Source organism: Brevundimonas sp. UBA5713 (assembly GCF_002419815.1).
Classification (GTDB): Bacteria; Pseudomonadota; Alphaproteobacteria; order Caulobacterales; family Caulobacteraceae; genus Brevundimonas.
Genome location: NZ_DIGV01000027.1, coordinates 16,605 through 40,077 on the forward strand (window position 1 = coordinate 16,605; position 23,473 = coordinate 40,077).

The 23,473-nt window shown below is 62.9% G+C and carries 18 protein-coding genes; 10 read left to right on the forward strand and 8 right to left on the reverse strand.

Features of this window, described 5'->3' with window-relative positions:
• The first annotated feature begins 6 nt into the window (after positions 1–6).
• The 4 genes from B3B04_RS06335 (at position 7) to B3B04_RS06350 (ending at position 5,409) form a co-directional block, all read left to right on the forward strand.
• Positions 7–1,179 carry an acetyl-CoA C-acetyltransferase gene (locus B3B04_RS06335; protein WP_292041127.1) on the forward strand — a complete coding sequence of 391 codons (1,173 nt, stop codon included), beginning with the start codon at positions 7–9 and terminating at the stop codon, positions 1,177–1,179.
• Positions 1,180–1,206: 27 nt separating this feature from the next.
• A complete protein-coding gene (locus tag B3B04_RS06340) occupies positions 1,207–1,986 on the forward strand; it encodes an SDR family NAD(P)-dependent oxidoreductase (protein ID WP_292041129.1) in 780 nt (259 codons plus the stop codon).
• 97 nt (positions 1,987–2,083) lie between these two features.
• Complete coding sequence (locus B3B04_RS06345) at positions 2,084–4,135, forward strand: 3-hydroxyacyl-CoA dehydrogenase NAD-binding domain-containing protein (RefSeq protein ID WP_292041131.1); 2,052 nt, start codon at positions 2,084–2,086, stop codon at positions 4,133–4,135.
• 23 nt (positions 4,136–4,158) lie between these two features.
• A complete protein-coding gene (locus B3B04_RS06350) occupies positions 4,159–5,409 on the forward strand; it encodes an acetyl-CoA C-acetyltransferase (protein WP_292041133.1) in 1,251 nt (416 codons plus the stop codon).
• 61 nt (positions 5,410–5,470) lie between these two features.
• On the opposite strand, the gene B3B04_RS06355 is transcribed toward B3B04_RS06350, so the two are convergent.
• The 4 genes from B3B04_RS06355 to B3B04_RS06370 all read right to left on the reverse strand — a co-directional run bounded on the left by B3B04_RS06355 (position 5,471) and on the right by B3B04_RS06370 (position 11,914).
• Complete coding sequence (locus B3B04_RS06355) at positions 5,471–6,655, reverse strand: acyl-CoA dehydrogenase family protein (protein WP_292041135.1); 1,185 nt, start codon at positions 6,653–6,655, stop codon at positions 5,471–5,473.
• Positions 6,652–7,713, reverse strand: a complete 1,062-nt coding sequence (locus B3B04_RS06360; protein ID WP_292041137.1) for a phosphotransferase — start codon at positions 7,711–7,713, stop codon at positions 6,652–6,654. The genes B3B04_RS06355 and B3B04_RS06360 overlap by 4 nt, the downstream gene beginning before the upstream one ends.
• Positions 7,714–7,807: 94 nt before the next feature.
• Positions 7,808–9,349 carry an acyl-CoA synthetase gene (locus tag B3B04_RS06365; protein ID WP_292041139.1) on the reverse strand — a complete coding sequence of 514 codons (1,542 nt, stop codon included), beginning with the start codon at positions 9,347–9,349 and terminating at the stop codon, positions 7,808–7,810.
• Positions 9,350–9,460: 111 nt separating this feature from the next.
• A complete protein-coding gene (locus B3B04_RS06370; protein ID WP_292041140.1) occupies positions 9,461–11,914 on the reverse strand; it encodes a TonB-dependent receptor in 2,454 nt (817 codons plus the stop codon).
• 205 nt (positions 11,915–12,119) lie between these two features.
• On the opposite strand from B3B04_RS06370, the gene B3B04_RS06375 reads away from it, so the two are divergent.
• The 3 genes from B3B04_RS06375 to B3B04_RS06385 all read left to right on the forward strand — a co-directional run bounded on the left by B3B04_RS06375 (position 12,120) and on the right by B3B04_RS06385 (position 15,755).
• Positions 12,120–12,845, forward strand: coding sequence for a response regulator transcription factor (locus tag B3B04_RS06375; protein ID WP_292041142.1), 726 nt, complete (start codon positions 12,120–12,122; stop codon positions 12,843–12,845).
• A 96-nt stretch (positions 12,846–12,941) separates the two neighbouring features.
• Positions 12,942–14,552, forward strand: a complete 1,611-nt coding sequence (locus tag B3B04_RS06380) for a fatty acid--CoA ligase (RefSeq protein WP_292041144.1) — start codon at positions 12,942–12,944, stop codon at positions 14,550–14,552.
• 9 nt (positions 14,553–14,561) lie between these two features.
• Positions 14,562–15,755 (forward strand): acyl-CoA dehydrogenase family protein, encoded by a 1,194-nt coding sequence (locus B3B04_RS06385; protein WP_292041146.1) that lies wholly within the window; start codon positions 14,562–14,564, stop codon positions 15,753–15,755.
• Positions 15,756–15,775: 20 nt separating this feature from the next.
• Here B3B04_RS06385 and B3B04_RS06390 read toward each other — a convergent pair whose 3' ends face one another.
• On the reverse strand, positions 15,776–16,882 hold the full coding sequence (locus B3B04_RS06390; RefSeq protein ID WP_292041148.1) for an acyl-CoA dehydrogenase family protein: 1,107 nt from the start codon (positions 16,880–16,882) through the stop codon (positions 15,776–15,778).
• Positions 16,883–16,972: 90 nt separating this feature from the next.
• Between B3B04_RS06390 and B3B04_RS06395 the strand changes: the two genes are divergently transcribed.
• Positions 16,973–18,115 carry an acyl-CoA dehydrogenase family protein gene (locus tag B3B04_RS06395; protein WP_292041150.1) on the forward strand — a complete coding sequence of 381 codons (1,143 nt, stop codon included), beginning with the start codon at positions 16,973–16,975 and terminating at the stop codon, positions 18,113–18,115.
• Between the two features lie 303 nt (positions 18,116–18,418).
• Here B3B04_RS06395 and B3B04_RS06400 read toward each other — a convergent pair whose 3' ends face one another.
• Positions 18,419–18,913: a MarR family winged helix-turn-helix transcriptional regulator gene (locus B3B04_RS06400; RefSeq protein WP_292041151.1), complete on the reverse strand. Its 495-nt coding sequence runs from the start codon at positions 18,911–18,913 to the stop codon at positions 18,419–18,421.
• Between the two features lie 138 nt (positions 18,914–19,051).
• Here B3B04_RS06400 and B3B04_RS06405 point away from each other — a divergent pair, with 138 nt between their 5' ends.
• Entirely contained in the window at positions 19,052–20,233 is a 1,182-nt protein-coding gene (locus tag B3B04_RS06405; RefSeq protein WP_292041153.1) for an MFS transporter, read from the forward strand.
• A 39-nt stretch (positions 20,234–20,272) separates the two neighbouring features.
• Here the strand turns inward: B3B04_RS06405 and B3B04_RS06410 are convergent, their stop codons facing one another.
• Both B3B04_RS06410 and B3B04_RS06415 read right to left on the reverse strand, forming a co-directional pair.
• Positions 20,273–20,908: a TetR family transcriptional regulator gene (locus tag B3B04_RS06410; RefSeq protein WP_292041155.1), complete on the reverse strand. Its 636-nt coding sequence runs from the start codon at positions 20,906–20,908 to the stop codon at positions 20,273–20,275.
• 116 nt (positions 20,909–21,024) lie between these two features.
• Positions 21,025–21,282 (reverse strand): hypothetical protein, encoded by a 258-nt coding sequence (locus tag B3B04_RS06415; protein ID WP_292041157.1) that lies wholly within the window; start codon positions 21,280–21,282, stop codon positions 21,025–21,027.
• 275 nt (positions 21,283–21,557) lie between these two features.
• Here B3B04_RS06415 and dnaG point away from each other — a divergent pair, with 275 nt between their 5' ends.
• Positions 21,558–23,435: a DNA primase gene (dnaG, locus tag B3B04_RS06420; protein ID WP_292041159.1), complete on the forward strand. Its 1,878-nt coding sequence runs from the start codon at positions 21,558–21,560 to the stop codon at positions 23,433–23,435.
• Positions 23,436–23,473: the final 38 nt, after the last annotated feature.

Here is a 23,473-nt window from a genome sequence, read left to right on the forward strand (position 1 = left end):
GGGACGATGGGCGAGGCCTATATCGTTTCGGCTGTGCGTACGGCGGGCGGTCGCAAAGGCGGGCGTTTGCGTGAATGGCATCCGGCCGATCTGGCGGGGGCTGTGCTGGACGAGCTGGTGGCACGTGCCGGCGTTGATCCGGCCCTGATCGAAGATGTGATCATGGGATGCGTCAGCCAGTCGGGCGAGCAGTCAAACTCGGTCGGGCGCAATGCTGTGCTGTCGTCGAAACTGCCCGAAAGCGTGCCGGCAGTGACCATCGACCGCCAGTGCGGTTCGTCACAACAGGCCCTGCATTTTGCGGCGCAGGCGGTGATGAGCGGGACCATGGATGTGGTGATCGCGGCGGGCGTGGAAAGCATGACCCGCGTGCCGATGGGATCGCCGCAGGTGCTGTCGCTGAAGGCAGGGCTGGGTGGCTCGACATCTCCGGGGATGGAGGCGCGCTATCCGGGGGTGGTGTGGAGCCAGTTCAACGGCGCGCAGGCCATTGCCGAAAAGCACGGCTTTACGCGCGAGGCGATGGACCAGTTCTCGCTGGAAAGCCACCAGAAGGCTGTGCGGGCGATCGAAAGCGGTGCCTTCAAGGACGAGATTCTTGTGCTGGATGGCGTGGACAAGGAAGGCAATGTCGTTCGTCACGAGGCCGACGAGGGCGTGCGGGCCAATGCCTCGCTGGAGGGTCTGGCGGGCTTGCAGGCGCTTACGGAAGGCGGGGCGATTACGGCCGGTAACGCCAGCCAGATGTGCGATGGCTCGGCGGGCCTGCTGGTGGTCAACGAGCGCGGCCTGAAGCAGTTGGGCGTAGAGCCGCTCGCTCGCGTGCACCAGATGACCGTCTTTGGCGAAGACCCCGTCATCATGCTGGAAGCGCCGCTGAACGCGACCAAGCTGGCGTTGAAGCGTGCGGGCCTGAGCATCGACGATATCGATCTTTACGAGGTCAATGAGGCCTTTGCCTCCATCCCGATGGCATGGGCCAAGGCGGTAGGGGCGGACCCTGCCAAGCTGAACGTCAATGGCGGTGCGATTGCACTGGGCCATCCGCTGGGCGGGACCGGTGCCAAGCTGATGACCACGCTGATCCATGCGCTGCGGGCGCGGGGCAAGAAGTACGGGCTGCAGACCATGTGCGAAGGCGGTGGTCTGGCCAATGTCACCATTATCGAGGCGCTGTAAGCGGCCGTTTTACCGGAGGGGAATGAGATGAAGTTTCAAGGACAAGCCGCTGTTGTAACGGGTGGTGCCAGTGGCCTGGGTGCCGCAACGGCGCGCGCTCTGGCGGCCCAAGGTGTGAAGGTCGCTATTTTCGATCTGAACGAAGAGGCCGGTGAGGCCGTCGCCAAGGAAATCGGCGGCGTCTTCTGCAAGGTCAACGTGACCGATGAAGCCTCGGTCGATGCAGGCTTTGAGAAGGCCCGCGCGGCCCATGGCCAAGAGCGCATCATGATCAACTGCGCGGGAACCGGTAACGCCTTCAAGACCGCATGGCGCGATCGCGAGACCGGAGAGGCCAAGCATTTCCCGATCGATGCTTTCAACCAGATTATCCAGATCAATCTGGTGGGCACCTATCGCTGCGCGGCCAAGTCGGCGCAGGGGATGCTGAGCCTTGATGTGATGGAAGACGGCGAGCGCGGTGTGATCATCAATACCGCATCGGTCGCCGCCGAGGATGGCCAGATGGGGCAGGCCGCCTATACCGCATCCAAGGCCGCGATTGTGGGTCTGACCTTGCCGATCGCGCGCGATCTGATGAATGAATCGATCCGCGTAAACACCATCCTGCCGGGGATTTTCAACACCCCGCTGATGAATGCGGCCCCCGAGAATGTGAAGGCGGCGCTGGCCGCCAGCGTGCCCCATCCGAAGCGTCTGGGAAATCCGGAAGAGTATGCCTCGCTGGCGCTGGAGATGGTGCGCAATCCCTACTTCAACGGCGAGGATGTGCGCATCGACGGGGCCATCCGTATGGCGCCGCGCTAACGCCGATTGTGCGTTGCGTCATCGCGCGATACGGTTAAGTTCAGTTATGCAAGCGACTATGAAGGGTCGCGTCGGATTCTGGTGAGGGAGAGGGCGGATGAGCTCGGTTGGTTCGGTCGAAGTCGTAGGTCAGGTCGGGATTTTGACCATCGACAGCCCGCCGGTAAATGCGCTGGGCCACGCGGTGCGTGCGGCCCTGTTTGACGGGCTGAAGACCCTGATCGCTGACGCGCAGGTGAAGGGCATTGTGCTGACCTGCGCGGGCAGCACCTTCTTTGCCGGTGCCGACATTTCCGAACTGGGCCAGCCGTTCCGCGAGCCGGGTCTCAACGAGGTCTTCGACCTGTTGGAAAACCGTGAAAAGCCGGTGGTGGCAGCCATCTTTGGCACGGCTTTGGGCGGGGGGTTTGAAACCGCTCTGGCCTGCCATCGCCGGATCGCGGTGCCGTCAGCCAAGGTGGGCCTGCCGGAAGTGCATCTGGGTGTTCTGCCGGGTGCTGGTGGCACCCAGCGTCTGCCGCGTCTGGTGGGCGTAGAGGCAGCGCTCGATATCATCACCTCGGGCAAGCCGATTGCCGCCAAAAAGGCGCTCGGCTTGGGCCTGATCGACAAACTGGCCGAGGAAGGCCGTCTGCGCGAAGATGCCATTGCCTATTGCGAGGCGCTGATCGCCGAGAATGCCACCGCGCCGCTCAGCCGTGTGCGAGACCTGCAGGACAAGGTGGAGGCTGCGCGCGGCAAGCCGGAAATCTATGCGGAGTTTCTGAAGAAGAACGCCCGCGCCTTCCGTGGCTTCAAGGCGCCGTTCAACATTGTGAAGGCGGTAGAGGCAGCCGCCGAGTTGGATTTCGATGCCGGTATCAAGCGCGAGTGGGAGCTGTTTGACGAACTGGTCCAATCGACCGAGAGCGCGGCTCAGCGCTATTTCTTCTTTGCCGAGCGTTCGACCACCAAGGTGCCGGACATCGGCAAGGATGTGAAACCCCTGCCGATCAACTCGGTCGGTGTTTTGGGGGCTGGCACCATGGGTGGCGGCATCACCATGAACTTCCTTAATGCCGGTATTCCGGTGACGCTGGTGGAGACCAACCAAGCGGCGCTGGATCGCGGCATAGGCGTGATCCGCAAGAACTACGAGAACACCGCGGCCAAGGGCCGGATTACGCAGGAACAGGTCGAGCAACGCATGGCGCTGATCACGCCGTCGCTGTCGAAGGGTGACCTCGGCGAGGTGGATCTGATCATCGAGGCTGTCTTCGAGGAGATGGGCCTGAAGAAGGAAATCTTCGGCGAACTGGACAAGATCGCCAAGAAGGGCGCGATCCTCGCCTCCAACACCAGCTTCCTTGACCTGAACGAGATCGCGTCTGCGACCTCGCGTCCGGAGGATGTGATTGGGCTGCACTTCTTCTCGCCGGCCAATATCATGCGTCTGCTGGAAGTGGTGCGCGGGGCCAAGACCCGTCCGGAAGTGGTCGCCACAGGCATGAACCTTGGCAAGATCATCGGCAAGGTGCCGGTGTTGTCAGGTGTATGCCCCGGCTTTATCGCCAACCGCGTAATGGCGGTGCGGGGCTATGCGGCGGACCAGTTGGTGCTTGAGGGCCCCACGCCGCAAGCGATCGACAAGGCGCTTTACGACTATGGCTTTGCCATGGGGCCGTTCGCCATGATCGATCTGGTCGGGCTGGATGTAATCGGACGCGGTTCGAACGAGCGTACGCTGTACGGTGATCTCGTGGCGCTGGACCGTCTGGGCCAGAAGAAGAATGGCGGCTTCTATGACTATGACGAGAACCGCCGTGCGACGCCCAGCCCTGTCGCGGCCAAGGTGATTGCCGATTTCGCGGCCTTCAAGGGCGCGCAAGCGCGCGGCGAGGTCAGCGACGAGGAGATTGTGGCCACCACCCTTTATCCGGTGGTGAACGAGGCCGCCAAGGTGCTGGAAGAGGGCATTGCCCTGCGTGCCAGTGACATCGATGTGGCCTGTATCCTTGGCTACAACTGGCCGGTTTATACGGGCGGGCCCATGTTCTGGGCCGACACCGTGGGCCTGCCGAAGATCGTCGAGGGCCTGAAGGCCATGGGCATGGAGCCCGCCAAGCTGCTGGTCGAAAAGGCTCAAAGCGGCGGCAGCTTCACCCGTTAAACCTATCCAAGGGGAGAGACATCATGGGCGAGGCCCTGATCATTGATGCGGTGCGTACACCGCGTGGCGTTGGCAAGCCGGGCAAGGGGGCGCTGTCACATCTGCACCCGACGCATCTTGGCGCGACCGTGCTGAAGGCGATTGCCGAGCGCAACAAGCTGGACACCAAGACGGTGGACGATGTCATCATCTCCACCTCGGTCCAGCGCGGAAAGCAGGGCGGCGATCTGGGCCGTATGGCGGCGCTGGCTGCGGGCTATGACATCACCGCATCGGGTGTGACGCTGGACCGCTTCTGCGGCGGCGGCATTACGGCGGTAACGCTGGCAACGGCGGCTGTCGCGTCCGGCCACGAGGATTGCGTGATCGCGGGCGGGGTGGAGATGATGTCCTATCACGCCACCCTCTCGGCAGAGGATGCAGCGAACGGTACGCCGCCATCGCTGATGGGTGCGGGCTATGAGCAGCTTGATGCCCTGCACCCGCAGTCGCACCAAGGCGTATGCGGCGATGCGATTGCCGCCATCGAGGGCATACCGCGCGAGGCACTGGACGCGCTGGCACTGGTCAGCCAGCAGCGTGCGGCTGTGGCTATCGAGGAAGACCGCTTTGCCAAGTCTTTGGTGCCCGTGTTGAACCCCGATGGCTCGGTGGCGCTGGACCGTGAAGAGTTTCCGCGCCCCAACACAACTGCCGAAGGGCTGGCGGCGCTGAAGGGCAGTTTCGGGGCCTTGGCAGAGTGGGATCAGGGCGGCGGTGTCAGCTTTGCCAGCCAGATCAAGCGCCGCTATCCGGATGTGAAGATCGAGCCGGTGCACCATGCGGGTAACTCGTCCGGCGTGGTGGATGGCGCAGCCGCCATCCTGATCACTTCGCCGGAATATGCGCAAAAGCACGGTCTGAAAGCACGCGGCCGCGTGGTGGCCTATGCCAACATTGGGGACGACCCGACCCTGATGCTGAACGCTCCGGTTCCAGCGGCGAAAAAGGTGCTGGCCAAGGCGGGGCTGTCGAAGGACGAGATCGACGTCTGGGAAATCAACGAGGCCTTTGCCGTGGTGGCGGAAAAGTTCATCCGCGACCTCGATCTGGACCGCAGCAAGGTGAACATCAACGGCGGGGCCATGGCTCTGGGACACCCGATCGGCGCGACCGGCACCATGTTGATCGGTACGGCGTTGGACGAGCTGGAACGCTCCGGCGGTCGCTATGCCCTGATCACCATGTGCGCCGCGGGCGGCATGGCTCCGGCCATCATTATCGAGCGCGTCTGAGGGGTTAGGCTGGCTCGATAAGGAGAGGCCCGCTGCGGGAAATCGCAGCGGGCTTTTTCGTTTATGCGGGCTTGAGAATGTCCCGTTTGATCTTTTTGGCGAGGCTCCATTTGTGGACCTCGGTGGGGCCGTCGTAGATGCGGAAGGCGCGGACTTCGCGGAAGATCTGTTCGACGGGAGTGTCGCCGGAGACGCCGGTGCCGCCCATGATCTGGACGCAGCGGTCGGCGATGCGGAACAGGGATTCAGACACCGAGACCTTGGCCATGGAGCTTTCGGTCGTGCCCAGCACGCCGGTGTCCAGCACGCTGGCGCACCAGTCGATCATCAGTTCGGCCTGCTTAATCTCGATCAGGTTGTCGGCCAGCATGAAGCCGACGCCTTCGTGGTCGATCAGGGGCTTGCCGAAGGCGTGGCGTTTGACGGCATAGGCAGACGCGATCTCGTGGGCGCGTTTGCACGAACCCAGCCAGCGCATGCAGTGGGTCAGACGCGCCGGGGCGAGGCGCACTTGCGCATATTTGAAGCCGTGATGGGGTTCGCCGAGGATGGCGCTGTCGTCCACGCGCAGGTTGTCGATCTTGAGGATGGAGTGGCCACCCGGCATGGAGGAGTCGATCGTGTCCAGCACGCGCTCGACTGTAATGGCGGGGTTGGGCAGGTCGATCAGGAACATGGTGGCGGCGACCTTGCCGTCACCGGCATCGGTCTTGGCCATGATGATGCCGACCGAGGCACCGACCGCGCCGGTGATGAAGGCTTTGCGGCCATTGATGACCCAATGATTGCCGTCCCTGACCGCCGTGGTCTGGATCATGGACGGGTCTGCGCCTGCGCCGCCATCGGCAGCGGGCTCTGTCATAAAGAAGGCGGAGCGGACCGTGCCCGCGATCATCGGTTTGAGGAAATGGTTCTTCTGGCCGTCGCTGGCGACCTGACCCAGCATGTACATATTGCCCTCGTCCGGAGCCATCACGTTCAGCGCTACGGGGCCGAGCGGGGACAGGCCCGCAGCTTGCAGGATTAGCGAGGTCGAGCGGTGCGAGACGTGGTCCGTGCCGCCCGGAATATGTGGCGTCAGCAGGCCAGCGGCACGGGCTTTATCGCGCATTTCCTCGACCAGTTCGTCGGTCGGGCCGTGGCTTTCTGCGCGCGGGTCTTTTTCATACGGGATGATGGTTTCGCGCACGAAGGCTTCGACGCGGGCGGCGATGTCGCGGCCACGCTCCAAATCGTTGATGCTCATGCTGTGGCTCCGGTTTGGGCCCAGGCGAGGGCGGCGAGTTCGGGGAAGTTGTCGGCCATGGTCTGGGCGTGTTCGGAGGCGGCGCTGCCACGCAGCAGGCGGCCTTTGATGCCGTGGAAGATGGCGGCGAAGCGGAACATGTTGAAGGCGAAGTAGAAGCGTAGTTCGGCCTCCGTCGGGATCGCGCGGCCTGTGCGATCGCAATAGGCTTTCAGGTAGTCCGCCTCGGAAGGAATGCCGAGCAATGCGAGGTCTGCCCCTGCAAAGCCGCCGATCATGTGCGGCGGCAGGCGGTACATCATCATGTGATAGGTGAAATCCCCCATGGGGTGGCCCAGCGTGGACAGTTCCCAGTCCAGCACGGCGCGGACGGTGGGGCCGTCAGGGGCGAAAATCAAATTATCGGCACGGTAGTCGCCGTGGATGATTGAAGATGTGCCATCATCGGCCGGCATGTTGGCAGGCAGCCACTCGATCAGGCGATCCATATTGGGGTCGCGTCCGGCCAGATCATCGGCCAGATATTGTTTGGACCAGCGCTCGATCTGGCGGGCGAAGAAGTTGCCCGGACGGCCATAGTCTTCCAAGCCGATATCGGCCGGATTGATGGCGTGCAGCGCGGCGATGGTGGCATTCAGGGCATCGAAATGCTGGCTGCGTTGCTCGGGCGTCAGGTCCGGCAAGGTCGGGTTCCAGAAGATGCGACCCTCGACCAGCTCCATCACATAGAAGGTCGAGCCGATGACGCTGTCATCCTCGCACAGGCCGATGGCGCAGGCGACGGGGAAGCCTGCCTTGGCCAGACCCGAAATCACGCGGAACTCACGCTCGACGGCGTGGGCACCTTTGAGGATCGCCCCCGAGGGTTTGCGGCGCAGGACATAGGCCTTGTCGCCCGCATCGATGCGGTAGGTGGGGTTGGACTGACCGCCCTTGAACTGGCTGAGCCGGATCGGGGTGACGAGATCCGGCAGAACCGATTTCAGCCAGTCGGTCAGGCGATCGACGGGAAGTTCAAAACCCGGGCGGACGGCACCGGCCCCTTCGAACTGATCCAAGGCTTTCCCCTATACTTTCATAACGAGACTGATTGGATGGGTAGCTTGAGCAGGGCGGCTTGGCAATGCCTCAAGCATAGGCGCGACAGCGGGGTCAGGTGCCGGCGCTGTCGGCCCAATAGCGGTCACGCAGCAGGCGTTTGTAGAGCTTGCCGGTATCATGGCGGGGCAGTTGGGCCATGAAGTCGAAGCGGCGCGGGGTTTTGACGCCGCTGAGCCGCTCGCGGGTCCAGCTTTGCAAGGTGGCGGCCAACTGGGAACGGGTGTCTGGACAGTCTGTCCACTCGGCGGGCTGGATTACAGCCACCACTTGCTCGCCCATTTCAGGGCAGGGCGCGCCGACCACGGCCACATCGGCCACAGCGGGGTGCTGGATCAGCAGGTTCTCGATCTCCTGCGGATAGATGTTCACGCCGCCGGAGATGATGGTGAAGCTCTTGCGGTCGGTCAGATACAGGAAGCCTTCTTCGTCGAGGCGTCCGATATCGCCCAGAGTGGACCAACCGTGGCGGTTCAGGCTCTCGGCGCTTTTGTCAGGATCGTTGTGATAGGCGAAGGTGCGGCCATCGGAGAAATAGACCTGACCCACAGTGCCGGTGGGCACCTCCTCGCCGTCGTCGTCGCAGATGCGGACACGGCCCAGAACGGCGCGACCGACAGAGCCTTTGTGGGACAGCCAGTCAGCAGAGTTGATCATGGTCAGGCCGTTGCCCTCGGTACCGGCGTAGTATTCGACCAGAACCGGACCCCACCAGTCGATCATGGCTTCCTTGACGGGCACGGGGCAGGGGGCGGCGGCGTGGAGGGCCAGCTTGATGCTGGAGACATCATAGGACAGGCGCTTGTCGTCCGGCAGTTTCAGCATGCGCACGAAATGGGTGGGCACGAACTGGCCAGCGGTAACGCGGTGATTGGCGATGGCCGATAGGGCCAGTTCGGGGTCGAACCGTTCCATGATGATGGCGGTACCGCCCAATCGGTGCACCGCCATGGTCCAGCGCAGCGGCGCGGCGTGGTACAGCGGCGCGGGCGACAGATAGACGGTCTGGTCATTGATGCCGAACAGGCCTGCGGCCATCTGGGTCAGGGTGTCGGGGACCAGAATGTCATCGGTCTCGAACGGCAGGGCGATGCCCTTGGGACGACCCGTAGTGCCGGACGAATAGAGCATTTCGATACCGGCAGACTGATCCGGCAGGGGCGTCGGATCCTGGCTGTTCGCCAGCGAATCCCATGCAGGCAGACCGGCCAGCGGCGCGCCGTAGGCATAGGCTTTGACAGTAGGGGCGGCGGACAGGTTCAGGTCCCGGGCTACCTCGACCTCGGGGGAGACGATGAGGACGCGGGCGTCACAGTCGTTGAGGATATAGGTCAGCTCTTCGGTTGTCAGGCGGCTGGAGACACAGACGTAACGCAGGCCTGCGCGCTGGGCCCCCCACACCAAGGGGATGAAACCGATCACATTGGGCAGACAGATGGCCACTGTGTCGCCACGCTGGAGGCCAGCGGCGCGCAGGGCGCGGGCATTGCGGTTGGAGAGGGCGTCCAGCTGGGCATAGGTCAGGGACTGACCGGAGCCTGCCATGATCAGGGCGGGCTTGTCCGGCGCGGTTCGGGCATGGACGGACGGGTGCATGGCGACGATCCTCCCCTCAGATAATCGTTCTAATTAAATGTATAAGTAATTTCGGGGAGAAAGAAAGACGGGCCACGACACAAGGCCGTGACCCGTTCAGAGGGGGATGTATCAGTAGGCGTAGGACAGATTCAGACCAAAGGTCCGGGGCTTGCCAGCAAAGCGGACGGCAAGGTTGGCGTTGGACGAAACGGACGTCCAATAATACTCGTCGGTCAGGTTGCGGCCCCACAGGTTCAGTTTCCATTGGCCGTTGAGGTCGTAAAGACCGATGGAGCCGTTCAGCGTGCCGAAGGAGTCGATCTCGAACAGCGGACCTTCGGACAGGTCGGACGCGGTGTCCGACTGCCAGCGGTAGTTCAGTGTGGCCTGTAGGCCCAGACGCTCGTTGATCGGCGCATCATAGTTGGCGGTGATGCTGGCCTGCCATTCGGGGCTGTTGGGGAAGGGAATGTCGTCATAGACCTGTGGCAGGCCGTTGGCGTTGGTGCCGTGATAGTCGATGACCTTGGTGGTCAGCTTGGTGGCGGCGACATTCACGCTGAAGGCGTCGGTGACGCGCCACGTGGCCTCGGCATCGATGCCGTAGGCTTCGGATTCAGGCACATTCTGCAGACGACGCAGGGCCGTATAGATCGGGTCGGCGAAATAGACCGAGATCTGCTTGTCCGTGTAATCGTAGTAGAAGCCCGCCACATTGAACTGGATACGTCCATCGGCCAGTCCCGCCTTGGCACCCAGTTCATAGGCCAGCAGTTTTTCCTGCATCGCCGGTTCGTTCTGGGTCGAGACATTGGCGGCGTTGATGGGGGTGTTACCGGCCTTATAGCCTTCTGACACCGAGCCGTAGATCAGGGTGCTGGGCGTGGCCTGCCAGTCGAGGCCAAGGCGCCAGCCGACGTTTTCCTCGTCAATCTCGTGGGTGCCTTCGGCGAAACGTTCGAGAGCCGGATTGTAGGTGTTGCACTCGTTCATGCCGATGGTCGGGGCAAAGACGCCGCCGAACAGGTTGAAGATCAGGGCGCGGTTCACGACGTTGACGTTGGGCAGCATGGAGCCGTTATTGTCGGCCGAGCAGCCGACATAGGTCTGGCGGTCGTTCGTCCAGCGCACGCCGGTGGTCAGGTTCAGCGTGTCGGACAGCTTCCATTCGCCGTGGGCGAAGACCGACTTGGTGTCGGCGTTGATGCGGCCAAGATCGCGATAGCCCCGGAAGGCTCCGATCATGTCCTGTGAGGTATGGCCCAGAGAGTTGAACGGCGTGCCCAGCAGGGTGTTGCCCTGAAAGCGGATCATGGTGACGTTGGCGTTGTCGTTCAGATTGCTGATGTTGTTATCGATCAGCTTGTCGTCCGCATAATAGGCTCCGATCAGCCATGTCAGCCTTTCGGTCGTCCCCTCCAGTCGCAGTTCCTGCGAGAAGGATTTGGCCTCGCCGTCCAGTCGCTGGACCATGATTTCATAGGGGGCACCGGACCAGTCCGACAGGGCGTTGCGGTCCAGATAGTTATAGCTGGTCAGGGAGACGAGGCGCACGTCCTCGTTGAAGTCAAAAGTGGTGCGCAGGGCAGCACCAAAGAAGGACGAATCTTCCTTCAGCTCTCCATCGAGGCCCGGAATAGTGCCCACCACGCGGTTGCGGACATTGCGCGGGGCCCAGCTGGCATCCTTGCCGTGGGATGGGCGGTTGTTGGCCACATAGTTGACCAGACCCGGCGCGTTAAAGGCGGCAAACCGGCCCGGAATGCCGGGGTCGGTTGCGGGCGTATAGCCGATGGCCTGACCGGTGATGGTGTCGCTGTCATTGGTCCAGCCGGACAGGGACAGATTGAAGGTCAGGCTGTCGGTCGGCTCCCAATCCAGACGGAAGCGGGCACCGATGCGGTCGACCTTGCCCTGCGTATCGCCGGAAGCCATGTCTTCTTGCCAGCCTTCGCCGGAATATTCCTTGCGAACGGCCAGGCGCACTCGGGCGCGGTCACTGATCGGACCGGACACGGCGGTTTCAAAGTTGAGGGTCTCGTAGTTGCCGACCTCGATCGAGCCGGTGGCCTCGAACTCGTGGCTGGGGGCGTTGGTGATGAAGCTGACCAGACCGGCAGTGGTGTTGCGGCCATAAAGCGTGCCTTGCGGGCCTTTCAGGACCTCCACGCGGCCGATGTCGAACACCGGCCCCGACAGCATGAAGGGATAAGCATAGGCGACCTCGTCGACATAGGAGCCGACAGTGGACGTGGACGACAGGTTGATGGTGTTAAAGCCGATGCCGCGCAGGGTGTAGATCGGCACGCCGTGATAGCCCTGCGTCACCGTGAAGGAAGGGGCGACGATGGTCAGGTCTTTCACATCGGTGACCTGAAGGTTGTCCAAGGCCTCGGCGCTGAAGGCCTGAATGCCCATGCCGACAGAGTTGATGCTCTGCTCGCGGCGCTGGGCGGTCACGACGATGTCGCTGACCGCCGTGGGGTTGGTTTCGGGTGCGTCCTGCGCGGTGGCGGTGGACGTCCATAGGGTCGCCAGAGCGGCCCCGGCTAATAGGATCGACTTGTTCCCAATGTGACGCATACCGTTCCTCCCATGGTGCGATGACTTTGGTCACCGTCGTTTTGAAGCGGAGGTCGTTTCGAAGCGGCTGGCCTTGTCCGGTCCGGAAATCGGCACGGGACAGTACTGGCGTATCCATTTCGCACGACGCCGTTATTAGTTGGACGATTACATAGAGCTTGTCGGTCTTGAACCTCTCAGTAATGATAGGGCCGAGGGAGAGCGTATGACGGCCAGCGATTTGACCATCTCGGAACGGGCCGCGCGCATCGCGGCGCTGGGTCGCGATGTGGGCTTGCCGCAGGTGGCGGCGTGGGCGGACATTTCCTCGACCCGTCCGGTGACGGGGCCGGACGGTGAGCCCATTCCCGACATGTTCGACTTTGCCGCCTATGGGCCGGGGTATTGGCGACAGCCCGATCTGACGCTGCGCATGGGCATTTTCGCCATTGTGCGGCAGATGGCCGAACCGTTTTTCTTTGCTGACGGGCAGGTGGGCAGCTGGCGGAGCATTCCGCTGGACGAGAGTTTGATCGAGCAGATTGCGGCCTTTGATACGCGGCTGCGGTGTTCGGTCGTCTGTCCGGTGCATCTTCCCGGCAGTGTGATCGGGGCTGTGGTCTATGCCTCGGAAGACCTGCTGGACGTGGAGGCGGTGTTTGACGCGCATGCGGCGCGGCTACAGGCCGAGGCCCTGCAATTCATAGCCCTGTGCGACGAGCATCATCGCGGCCGCGATCCTATTCGGGCGGTTAAGCTGACACGGCGCGAGATCCAGTGTCTGAAACTGGCGGCAGGCGGAAAGACGGATTCCGAGATTGGCGTCATTCTGGGGCTATCGACGCCGACGGTGCGGTTTCACCTGAAGAATGCAGGCGAAAAACTGGGGCGCACGGGACGTTTGCGCATTGTCCAGCAAGCCGCGTCTCTCGGATTTGTCAGCACAAGGTGATCTCACCCTATCGGATGCGATAGTTGCCAAGCGCCGCTAATCGGGCAGTTAATCCATCTCATGGCCCCGTAAGAGGGCCGTCAGGGAGGACTACCGATGGCGCTTGTGCAGGCCGACACCGTTGTATCCGACATTGACTATGACGCCATGCCGACGCTGGGGGACATCCCGCGTCACTATGCGCGCACGCGGCCGCACAAGGTCGCCAGTGTGTTTGAAGGGCGCGAGACGAGCTGGGCGGAACTGGACCGTCGGACCAATCGTGTGGCGCGCGCCCTGATCGCCGAAGGGGTGGAGCGCGGCGACAGGATCGCCTTTGTCGGCAAGGGCTGTGACGAGTTTTTCGAGATTTACTTTGGTGCGGCCAAGGCGGGGGCGGTGACCGTTCCGATCATATGGCGTTTGGCTGCACCGGAAATCCTCCATATCGCGTCCGACTGCGAGGCGCAGGTGCTGTTCGTGGGGCCGGACCAATATGATCGCCTGCCGGAGTTCGCCGAGAAACTACCGGCGGCCAAGATCGTGACTCTGGAGGACGGCGCGCCGGACTTTGCTCGCTTTAGCCAGTGGCGCGATGCGCAAGAGGACAGCGATCCGCGTGTCGAGGTCGATCCCCAGGATGTCTGCCTGCAGCTATACACCTCTGGCACCACGGGCCTGCCCAAGGGTGTGATGCTGAGCCATTTCAACATGGTCGGTAACCGCACCATTCCCGACGGCTTTGCACATATGGATTGGTCGCGCTGGGAAGCGGACGACATCAATCTGGTGGCCATGCCGCTGGGCCATGTCGGCGGAGTGGGCTGGGCCACTGTCGGCTATTTCAACGGGGCCAAGAATATCATCCAGCGGGAGTTTATCCCCGATCAGGTGCTGGATGCACTGGCAGCGGGGATCAGCAAGCTGTTTGTGGTGCCGACGGCGCTACATATGCTGCTGTTGAACCCGCGTGTGCGCGAGATCGACTACAGCCGTCTGCGCTATATCCTCTACGGGGCTTCTCCGATTGCGTTGGAGTTGTTGAAGCAGGCGACCGAAGTGTTCGGCTGTGGCTTCTGCCAGCAGTACGGCGCGACCGAGACGACGGGCACAATCGTCTTCCTGCCGCCCGAGGACCACGACCCCAATGGCAATGCGCGCATGCGCGGGGCGGGCAAGCCTATGCCGGGGGTGGAGCTGAGGATCGTCGCCAAGGACGGCACCATATTGCCGACCGGCGAGATCGGGGAAATCCAGACGCGTTCGACCTGCAATATGGTGGGCTATTGGAAGCGCGAGGATGCGACGCGTGAGGCGGTTACCGATGACGGCTGGTTCGCCACGGGCGATGCCGGATATCTGGACGCCGACGGCTATCTCTACATCGCCGACCGCTTCAAGGACATGATCTGTTCGGGAGCTGAGAACGTCTATCCCAACGAGGTCGAGAACGCGATTTTTGGCCATCCGGCGGTGCTGGAGGTGGCGGTGATCGGGGTGCCGGACGAGAAGTGGGGCGAGGCGGTCAAGGCCGTGGTGGTGCTGAAGCCCGGAGCCGAGACGATCGAGGACGATATCATCGCCTATGCCCGCGAACGGATCGGCGGCTACAAACTGCCCAAGTCGGTGGACTTCATTCCGGCCCTGCCCAGAAACGCGACCGGCAAGGTGCTGCGCCGCACCCTGCGTGAGCCCTATTGGGCTGGACGCGAGCGGCAGGTGAACTGAGGCAGCTGCATGCGTGATACCCCCCAAGAGGCGCAGTTTCGCGCCGAGGTCCGTGACTGGGTGCGGGCGAACCTGCCGCCCGACATCAAGGATGCGGCGCGGCGTGCGACCAGTGTCTTCATCGAGGCCCCGATCAGTCTGGCGTGGCAGAAAATCCTGCACACCAAGGGCTGGGTCGCGCCGTCGTGGCCGGCCGAGTATGGCGGGCCGGGGTGGGACGAACGCCGTCAGCATATCTTTATGGAAGAGTGTGTGCGGGCGGGGGCACCGACGCTGGCCCCCATGGGGCTGAAGATGGTGGGTCCGTGCATCATGCGGTACGGCACGCCCGAGCAGAAGGCGCTGTATCTGCCGCGCCTTCTGTCAGGCGAGGACTATTGGTGTCAGGGCTACTCCGAGCCGGGGGCCGGATCCGATCTGGCCAGCCTGTCGCTGAAAGCCGTGCGCGATGGCGACGACTATGTGCTGAACGGGTCCAAGATCTGGACCACCCACGCCCACTTTGCCAACCGCATGTTTGCGCTGGTGCGGACCAGTCGGGACGGCAAGCCGCAGGCGGGTATCAGCTTCCTGCTGCTGGATATGGATGCGGCAGGGATCACGGTGGATCCGATCATCACCCTTGCTGGCGATCACGAGCTGAACCAGGTTTTCTTCGAGGATGTGCGGGTGCCGGTCGCCAACCGTCTGGGCGAAGAAAATGCCGGATGGACCGTGGCCAAATATTTGCTGGAGTTCGAGCGGGCCAATGCGGTCGGCCCGGGCCTGCGCGGCATGGTCGAGGAGATCGCCGCCATGATGGCTGTTGCACCGGACGGCGAGGGCGGAGTTCTGTCGGACCACGCTGAATGGCGAGCCGATCTGGGCCGCGCGGCGGCGCTGGTGGATTCGGTGGAAGCCGCCGAAGACAGTGTGCTGGCGGCGATTGCGCGCGGCGAAAACCCCGGCGTGGCATCATCCATGCTGAAGGTGCGCGGCACAGAAGCACAGCAGGCGCTGCAACGTTTGGCGGTGCGCGTGGCAGGGCCATATGCCTGTGTGCACGCCCCCGCTGTCCAGCAGGCGGGTGTGGACGCGCCTGTGGCCAGTATAGAGGTGTTGCTGGCCAGCGCCCGATATATGAATGGCCGTGCCGCCTCCATCTATGGCGGGTCCAACGAAATCCAGCGCGGGATTATTTCGCGGCAGGTGCTGGGGCTTTAACAGCCCCTTTTCCTTTTAAATCAGGCCGCTGCGCGCAGGGCGCTGTGGTGGTGGGTGTCGCCCAGTTCGTGCTGGATCATCAGAGCGCGTTTGAAGGCGTGGCTGACGTCCAGCTCGTCGGTCAGGCCGATGGCACCGTGAAGCTGGACCGCGCCGGTGGCGACGGTCTCGCAGGCGCGATCGATGGTCAGCTTGGCGCTGGAGATGGCGCGCGTGCGGGCCGTGGCGTCATCGGAGGCGAGGGCTTCGAGGGTCGGGGCGAGGATGGCCTCGGCTTCTTCGAGCGCCATGGCCATGTCGGCAAGGCGGAACTGCAGGGCCTGAAACGCGCCGATGGGCAGGCCGAACTGTTTGCGTTGGCGCACATAGTCGTGGGTGGCGCGGGTCAGGCGGCGCATGATGCCGACGGCCTCGGCGGCGAGGGCCAGTGTGCCTTCTTCCAGCGCGCGGGTGATGGAGGGGAGGGCCGAGCCTTCACCGGAGAGCAGGAGGGCGGGGGCGTTGACCAACTGTATCTCTGACGCGCGCAGGCCGTCATGGAGTGTCAGGGGCGTGTGAGTGACGCCCACCGCGCCCGGATCGACGGCGAAGAGGGAAAGGCCGGACGGAGTCTGGGCCGACACGATCAGAGCGTTGGCCCACGGAGCGGCGCGGACGACCCGTTTGTGCCCTGACACGGTCCAGCCATCGTCGGAAGATCGGGCAATAGTCCGAACCGATGCGGGGTTATAACGGCTGTGTGGTTCGTACAGGGCGGGCGCGACGATCGTGCCTTGAAGCGCCTGTTCCAGCAGGTTTCGGGCAGTGGCATTGCCATCGCGTAGCAGCGCCGCGCCGATGACATTGCTTTCCAGATAGGGCGTCAGGGCCAGATGCTGGCCGAGTTGCTCGCAGATACGGATGTGCGCGGACAGGCCCAGCCCCATGCCGCCGTAGTGCTCGGCCTCGGCGGCGGCGAGAAGGCCCAGTTCATGGGCCAGCGCGTTCCAGATGGCGACATCCCAACCGTTCTCGCTGGCGATGGCGCGCCGGCGGGCCTCGAAGGACCAGTTGTCGGACAGATAGGCGGACAGGCTGTCGGCCAGCATGTCGAGCGCTTCGACCTGATCGGTATCGTGACGCGACATCGGAACCTCCCTTGACCGTAGCGCGCGGGCTACCGTAGTTATTTAATCAGATAAGTAATAAACGCCAAGTCCATTTTGAGGGGATGACTTATGTTGGACACCAGCCGCCGGACAGCCTTTGACGAGCAGCACGACATGTTTCGCGAGAGCGTGCGCAAATTCTTCGAGGCCGAGGGCAAGCCGCATCTCGATCGCTGGGAGGAAGAAGGGCTGGTCGAGCAGGCGTTCTGGCTGAAGGCGGGCGAGGCAGGCCTGCTGTGCCCCACCGTGCCCGAGGCCTACGGCGGGCTGGGGCTGGATTTCCGGTTCAACGCTGTGGTGGCCGAAGAAATGGCCTACGCCATGGTGCCCGCGGGTTTCACCCTGCAGTCGGACATCATTGTCGATTATCTGCTGAACTATGGCTCCGAGGCGCAGAAGCAGAAATATCTGCCGCGCATGGTGACGGGCGAGCTGATTACCGCCATCGCCATGACCGAACCGGGGGCGGGCTCTGACCTTCAGGGCGTACGGACCACGGCGCTGAAGGATGGCGACAGCTATGTGATCAATGGCTCCAAGACCTACATCACCAATGGCCAGACGGCGGACCTCATCATTGTGGTCGCCAAGACAGACCCCAGCCAGGGGGCTAAGGGCGTCAGCCTGCTGTTGGTGGAGTCGGATGCCGAAGGCTTTGCGCGCGGGCGCAACCTCAACAAGATCGGCCTGCACGGCGGCGATACATCAGAGCTTTTCTTCAATGATGTGCGTGTGGGGGCCGATGCCCTGTTGGGGCAGGAAGGGCATGGCTTCTATTATCTGATGGGGCAGTTGTCGCAGGAGCGTCTGTCGATTGCTGTGTCGGCACAGGCCGCGGCGCAAAAGGCACTGGATCTGGCGCTGGCCTATGCCAAGGAGCGCGAGGCGTTCGGCAAGCCGATCTTTGCCTTGCAGACCATGCGCCACAATCTGGCAGAGATGGCGGCCAAGGTGCAGGTGGGATGGGCGCATCTGGACTGGTGTTTGCAACGCCATGTGGCGGGTGAGCTGACGCCGGTGGAGGCTTCGGCGGCCAAGCTGTTCCACACCGACCTGCAATGGGAGATGTGCGATCGTGCCCTGCAGGTGCACGGCGGGGCGGGATACATGAACGAGTTTCCCATCGCCCGCCTGTGGCGCGACAGCCGTGTCACCCGCATCTTTGGCGGCACCAACGAGGTGATGAAGGAAGTGATCTCGCGGGGACTTTAATAGTGCCCTAGCGCTCTCGCCGCGGGCGCTCGCTGCTTGAGGGCGCCCGCCTTTGGCGGGTAGCCTGCATAGCCCGCGTCGGGTCGAGAAGGCGGAGCCTTCTGACCGCGGGCCACTCAGAATGTCGTCGAGAAGGCTAAAGCCTTCTGAGCGCGGGCCGCTTAAAAAGTGCCCTAGCACTCGCGCCGCGGGCGCTCGCTGCTTGAGGGCACCCGCATAGCCCGCGTCGGGTCGAGAAGGCGGTAGCCTTCTGACCGCGGGCCACTCGGAATGTCGTCGAGAAGGCGGAGCTTGCGTTGAGCCTTACAGCGGATCGCAGTTCGCGGCGATCAGCTTGCCCAGCAGGTAGGACAGGGTGATTTGCTCGTCCTCGGACAAGGTGCCGAGGGCCTCCTTTTGCAACGCCATTTGCTCGACCAGCGCCGCCTCGATCAGGGCGCGGCCCTTGGCGGTCAGTTGCACCAGAAAGCCGCGACGGTCGGCTGGATTGGGCAGGCGCTCGACGAGGCCGGAGGCTTCAAGACGGTCGATGCGGTGGGTCATACTGCCCGAGGTGACCATACTGGTTTCGTACAGTTCGGTCGGCGTCAGCGCATAGGGTTTACCGGCGCGGCGCAGTGTGGCCAGCACGTCGAACTCTCCGCGCTGTATGCCGAACCTGGCATAGACGGGGCCAAGCTTGTCACGCGTCAGGATCACGCCCGCTTCGATCAGGCGACCGAACAGCACCATAGGGCCGGTATCCCAGTGGGGCTTTTCGGATGCCCATTGTGAGGCAGCTTTGGCAGCGCGGTCCATCAGCGGGTCCTGTATGGAGTTATCTTGACCTCAAGATATATTATCTTTACGTCGAGATAACTGGACTGTCTAGAAGTTGTCGTATGCCAATCGCCTTCGGGGGATGGTCGCCTTTGAGCATGCGTGAGGAGATGGCGTATGCGGAACTGGCGTGACCGGATGGTGTTTGCGACGGCGGTCGTGCTGGCCGGATTGGCCTTGCGACCCACATTGGCGGCGGTGGGACCGCTGCTGGAAGATATTCAACGCGATACGGGCGTGTCGGATGTGACGGCAGGCATGCTGACCACCTTGCCGGTGGCATTGATGGGCGCGTGTATGTTCGGCTCGGTGCGGATGCGCGCGTGGCTGGGGGAGCGGTCGGGCATTGCGCTGGGCGTCCTGCTGGTGGCGTTGTGTAGCGCGCTGCGATGGTTCGGGCCGGGCGAGGTCGCTCTGGTGGCCACGGCTCTGCTGGGTGGTCTGGGCATTGCCATGGTGCAGGCCTTGATGCCGCGCGTGATCCACCGTTGTGGCGGCACAGCGGCGGCCTCGCTGATGGGGTTCTACACCACGGCGATCATGGGTGGGGCCATGGCGGCCAGTGCCCTGTCACCATGGGTGGCGGGTGCGGCAGGTTGGCCTGTGGCGCTGGGCATCTGGGCTGTGCCGGCGATTTTGGCGGCAGTGGTCTGGTGGATCAGCGTCCCAAACGAGCCGACGGATCAGCCGTCCCGTGCTGAACAGGGCAGGGCCGAACGGGCAAGGCTGTATCGCTATAGGCGGGTATGGTTGCTGGTGGTTTTGTTGGGGCTGGGGACAGGCGCCTATACGCTGGTGCTGGCGTGGCTGCCGCCTTTCTACATGCAGTTGGGCTGGTCTGCCGAGGCTGCGGGCGCGGCGCTAGCCATGGTTACAGTTGCCGAAGTGGTGGCGGGGATAACGGTTTCTGTGTGGATCAGCCGGTTCCGGGACCGCCGACCGGCCTTGGTGACGTTTACCGGACTGACGGCGGTGGGGTTGATCTGTCTGGCGACGGCTCCCGAGGTGCTGGCGCTGGCGGCGATCCTGATCATGGGCTTGGGGATCGGAGGCCTGTTCCCGCTGACACTGATCACGGCCATGGACCATGCCCGCAATGCCGATGAGGCGGGCAGTGTGGTCGGCTTTGTGCAGGGTGGTGGCTATCTGCTGGCGGCCTTGACGCCGCTGGTGGCGGGTGCCCTGCGCCAACAGCTGGATGACCTGACGATTGCCTGGTGGCTGATGGTGGGCCTGATGGCGGTGCTGGCGCTGGTGGCGATGCAGATGAAGCCGGGGCAGGATGTCACGGGGCGCTAATGGGACACATTCTACAGTCCCGAGGCGTTTTCACTCGGCCTATGTGGGGGCGAGGCCCTGGGTCAGGGTTTGATACAGGTGCTCGACATAGCGGCGCTTCAGGTCCTGTGTGACCTCGGGCACGTCGAAGACGTGATCCAGTGTGGCGCGGCCGAAGAACAGGAAGTCACACGCGCCGACCAGATGGAAATAAAAGATCAGCGGATCGGTTTGGCGAAACAGGCCGGCTTGCTGGCCCTCGGCCAGAATGGCGGTCTGGGTTTCGACCAGAGGGCGGGCGAACTCCTCGGCAATGATCTTGCCATACTCCTGACCCGCATCGGTCAGCAGATAGTGCATCAGCCGGTTCACATAGGGGTATTTGAAATAGGTGTTCACCACACCGTTGATGTGGATGCGCAGCTTTTCATTGGCGGGCATGTCGGCGCTGGCCAGCGGTTGCAGTTCGGCCATGCGCGGGCCCAGTACCTTGCGCAGCAGGGCGACCAGTAGGCCGTTCTTGGATCCGAAATAGTATTTCACCAGCGCCGAGTTCAGGCCCGAACGCTCGGCGATTTCCGACAGTGAAATCTCGATGGAGCGCTGCTCGGTCATCAGGGCCCCGGTGGCATCCAGCAACTGGTCGCGGGCCGTGGGGGTATCGGCATCCATGTTTTTGCGCGAGGGGCGGGCCAAAAGGGAGCTCCTGAAGACAGACGCCCCGAATGGCGTCGAATCGTGTCCGGTGACGCGCTGTTAGTACCGTAAAAGTTGCAGGAAAACTAATCGTCTGACTAACAGTACAGCCGTTTTCAGGGCAGGACGGCGGTGCTTCGGGCTTCCGAGGCCTTGGCGACGGCGGCAAAGGCGGCCTGCATCCAGTATTCGGCATCATCCAGACGAGCCTCGGCGCGGCGCTGCAAACCGCGACGGCGACGCAGGGCTGCATTGGTCAGCAGTCGGGCGTGCAGGGCGCGCGGGGTCAGATTGGCGATGGCGGGAGAACCCGGGACGGCGACGGCGTCGGGGCCGACGGGCTCCACCGCCGGACGGGCGATGGCAATAAACATTGAACTTCCCTGACGGGTGGATCGTGTGGCCGTACTGGCGACAGGACCGGATGGAGGGGGAGCCGACTTCTTCGGCTCTGGCAGAAGCATCCACAGGTGCTGTGGATAAGTCTGTGTACCGAACAAAGGCGTTCATAATCCGGCAGGCGCAGGCCCAATCCGGTCGCAGGGATTAATGAAAGCTTAACCGCTGAAAAGGCCTTGAAGACGGTGTTTTCGGTCGCAAATTCCGGCTTGTCGGCCTAAGGGTAAGGGCTGACTGAACGGGGCACGCAGTGCGCTTTGACGAACGCTTTATCGAGGAGCTGAAGGCACGCCTTCGGCCGTCCGATGTCATCGGGCGGACGGTGAAGCTTAAGCGTCAGGGGAGGGAATTTGTGGGTCTCAGCCCCTTTTCCAAAGAGAAGTCGCCCAGCTTTTTCGTCAATGATGACAAGGGCTTCTTCCACGACTTCTCCTCCGGCAAGCACGGCGACATCATCAGCTTCTTGCAAGAGACCGAGCGGTTGAGCTTTGTCGAGGCGGTGTCGCGTCTGGCCGCAGAGGCGGGGATGCAGATGCCTGCCGACGATCCGCAGGCCGCCGAGCGCGAGCAAAAGCGCCAAGGGCTGGCCGACTGGATGGAGTGGGCGCAGAAGTGGTTTGCGGCAAACTTGCGGCGCGGCGTGGGTCAGGCGGCCCGCGAGTACCTTGAAAAGCGCGGCCTGCCCGAAGACCAGTGGGAGCGATTCGGTCTGGGCTATGCGCCCAATGACCGCGAGGGTTTGAAGCAGGCGCTGATCCAGCGCGGGGCCAAGCCCGGAGAGCTGGTCGAGGCCGGTCTGCTGATCGCGCCCGAGAGCGGCGGTCAGCCCTATGACCGTTTCCGCGACCGGTTGATGTTCCCCATTCTGGACGCGCGCGGACGTATCGTGTCGTTCGGCGGTCGGGCGATGAATCCCGATGACCGCGCCAAATATCTGAACGGTCCGGAAAGCCCGCTCTTTCACAAGGGCGCGACGCTGTATGGCCTGCCGGAGGCGCGGCGCATTCTGGGCGCGGAAAAGCGCGGCGAGCAGGGCATCATCGTCGTTGAAGGCTATATGGACGTGATCGCTTGTCAGAGGGCGGGGCTTCCGGCGGTGGCACCGATGGGCACGGCCCTGACCGAAGAGCAGATGGAGCGTCTGTGGCGTGTCTCACACAAGCCGATCCTCTGCTTTGATGGTGATAACGCGGGTCTCAGGGCGGCGTATAGGGCTATCGACCGCGCGTTGCCGCTATTAGAGCCGCGTAAGACTTTTCAGTTTGCGCTTCTGGCGGAAGGCCGGGATCCAGATGATATCCTGCGCGATCAGGGGGCCCCAGCACTTAGGCAAGCGATAAGCAAGACAGTTTCTCTTCGGGATCTTTTGTTTAAGAAAGAACTCGAGTCTGAAGATGTTAGTGAGCCGGAAAATCGCGCGGGACTGAAGAAGCGACTCTCTGCTGCCGCTAGGAGCATAAAAGATCGCGATACCGCCGAGCAGTACCAAGCGGAACTGCTAGCTAGGTATGACGCCCTGTTCCCGCGCCAGCAGAACGCCCGCCCGCAGGGGCAGAGCGGTGGCTATGGCGAGCGACGCAAATGGGGCCCTGCGGCCCTTCAGGGACAGACGGTGGAGGGGCAGCGGGCCATGCAGGCGCTGTTCCGGTCTATCGAGCCTGTGGCGGCGGCACTGGCCCATGGGGCCATCGACGATCCGGAGCGCCTGGATGACCATATGGAGGCCATTGCCCGCTATGGTTTTGGCGATCCGGCGTTGTCCGATTTGGCCCAGGAGTTGGTGCGGTTACGTTTCTCGGGGAGAACCCTTGACTCTGCCGCCCTGCGCCGCCATCTGGCTTCCTCGGGTCATGATGTCTTGATGCGCGAGGTCGAGAAGGCGGCGGCAAAGTCCGGTGCGCCATTCCTGGCTGGAGACAAGCCCCTCGGCGAGATGAGGGCCCGATGGTCGCAAGCGTTTGACGCTCTAACCCGCGCAGCGGCGTTGGACGAAGCGCTGGCCTCTGCAAAATCGGAAGCCCACAGGGCTTTCGATGCCTCGGCCTTTGCATTGGTGAAGGCGGAGCGTGATGCCTTGCGACGAGCCATCAAGACTGGAACGATTTGGGACGACGCGACCTCTTCCTAGGTGAAGAAGTTTTGTCTGTTGTATTTTCACCACAGGGG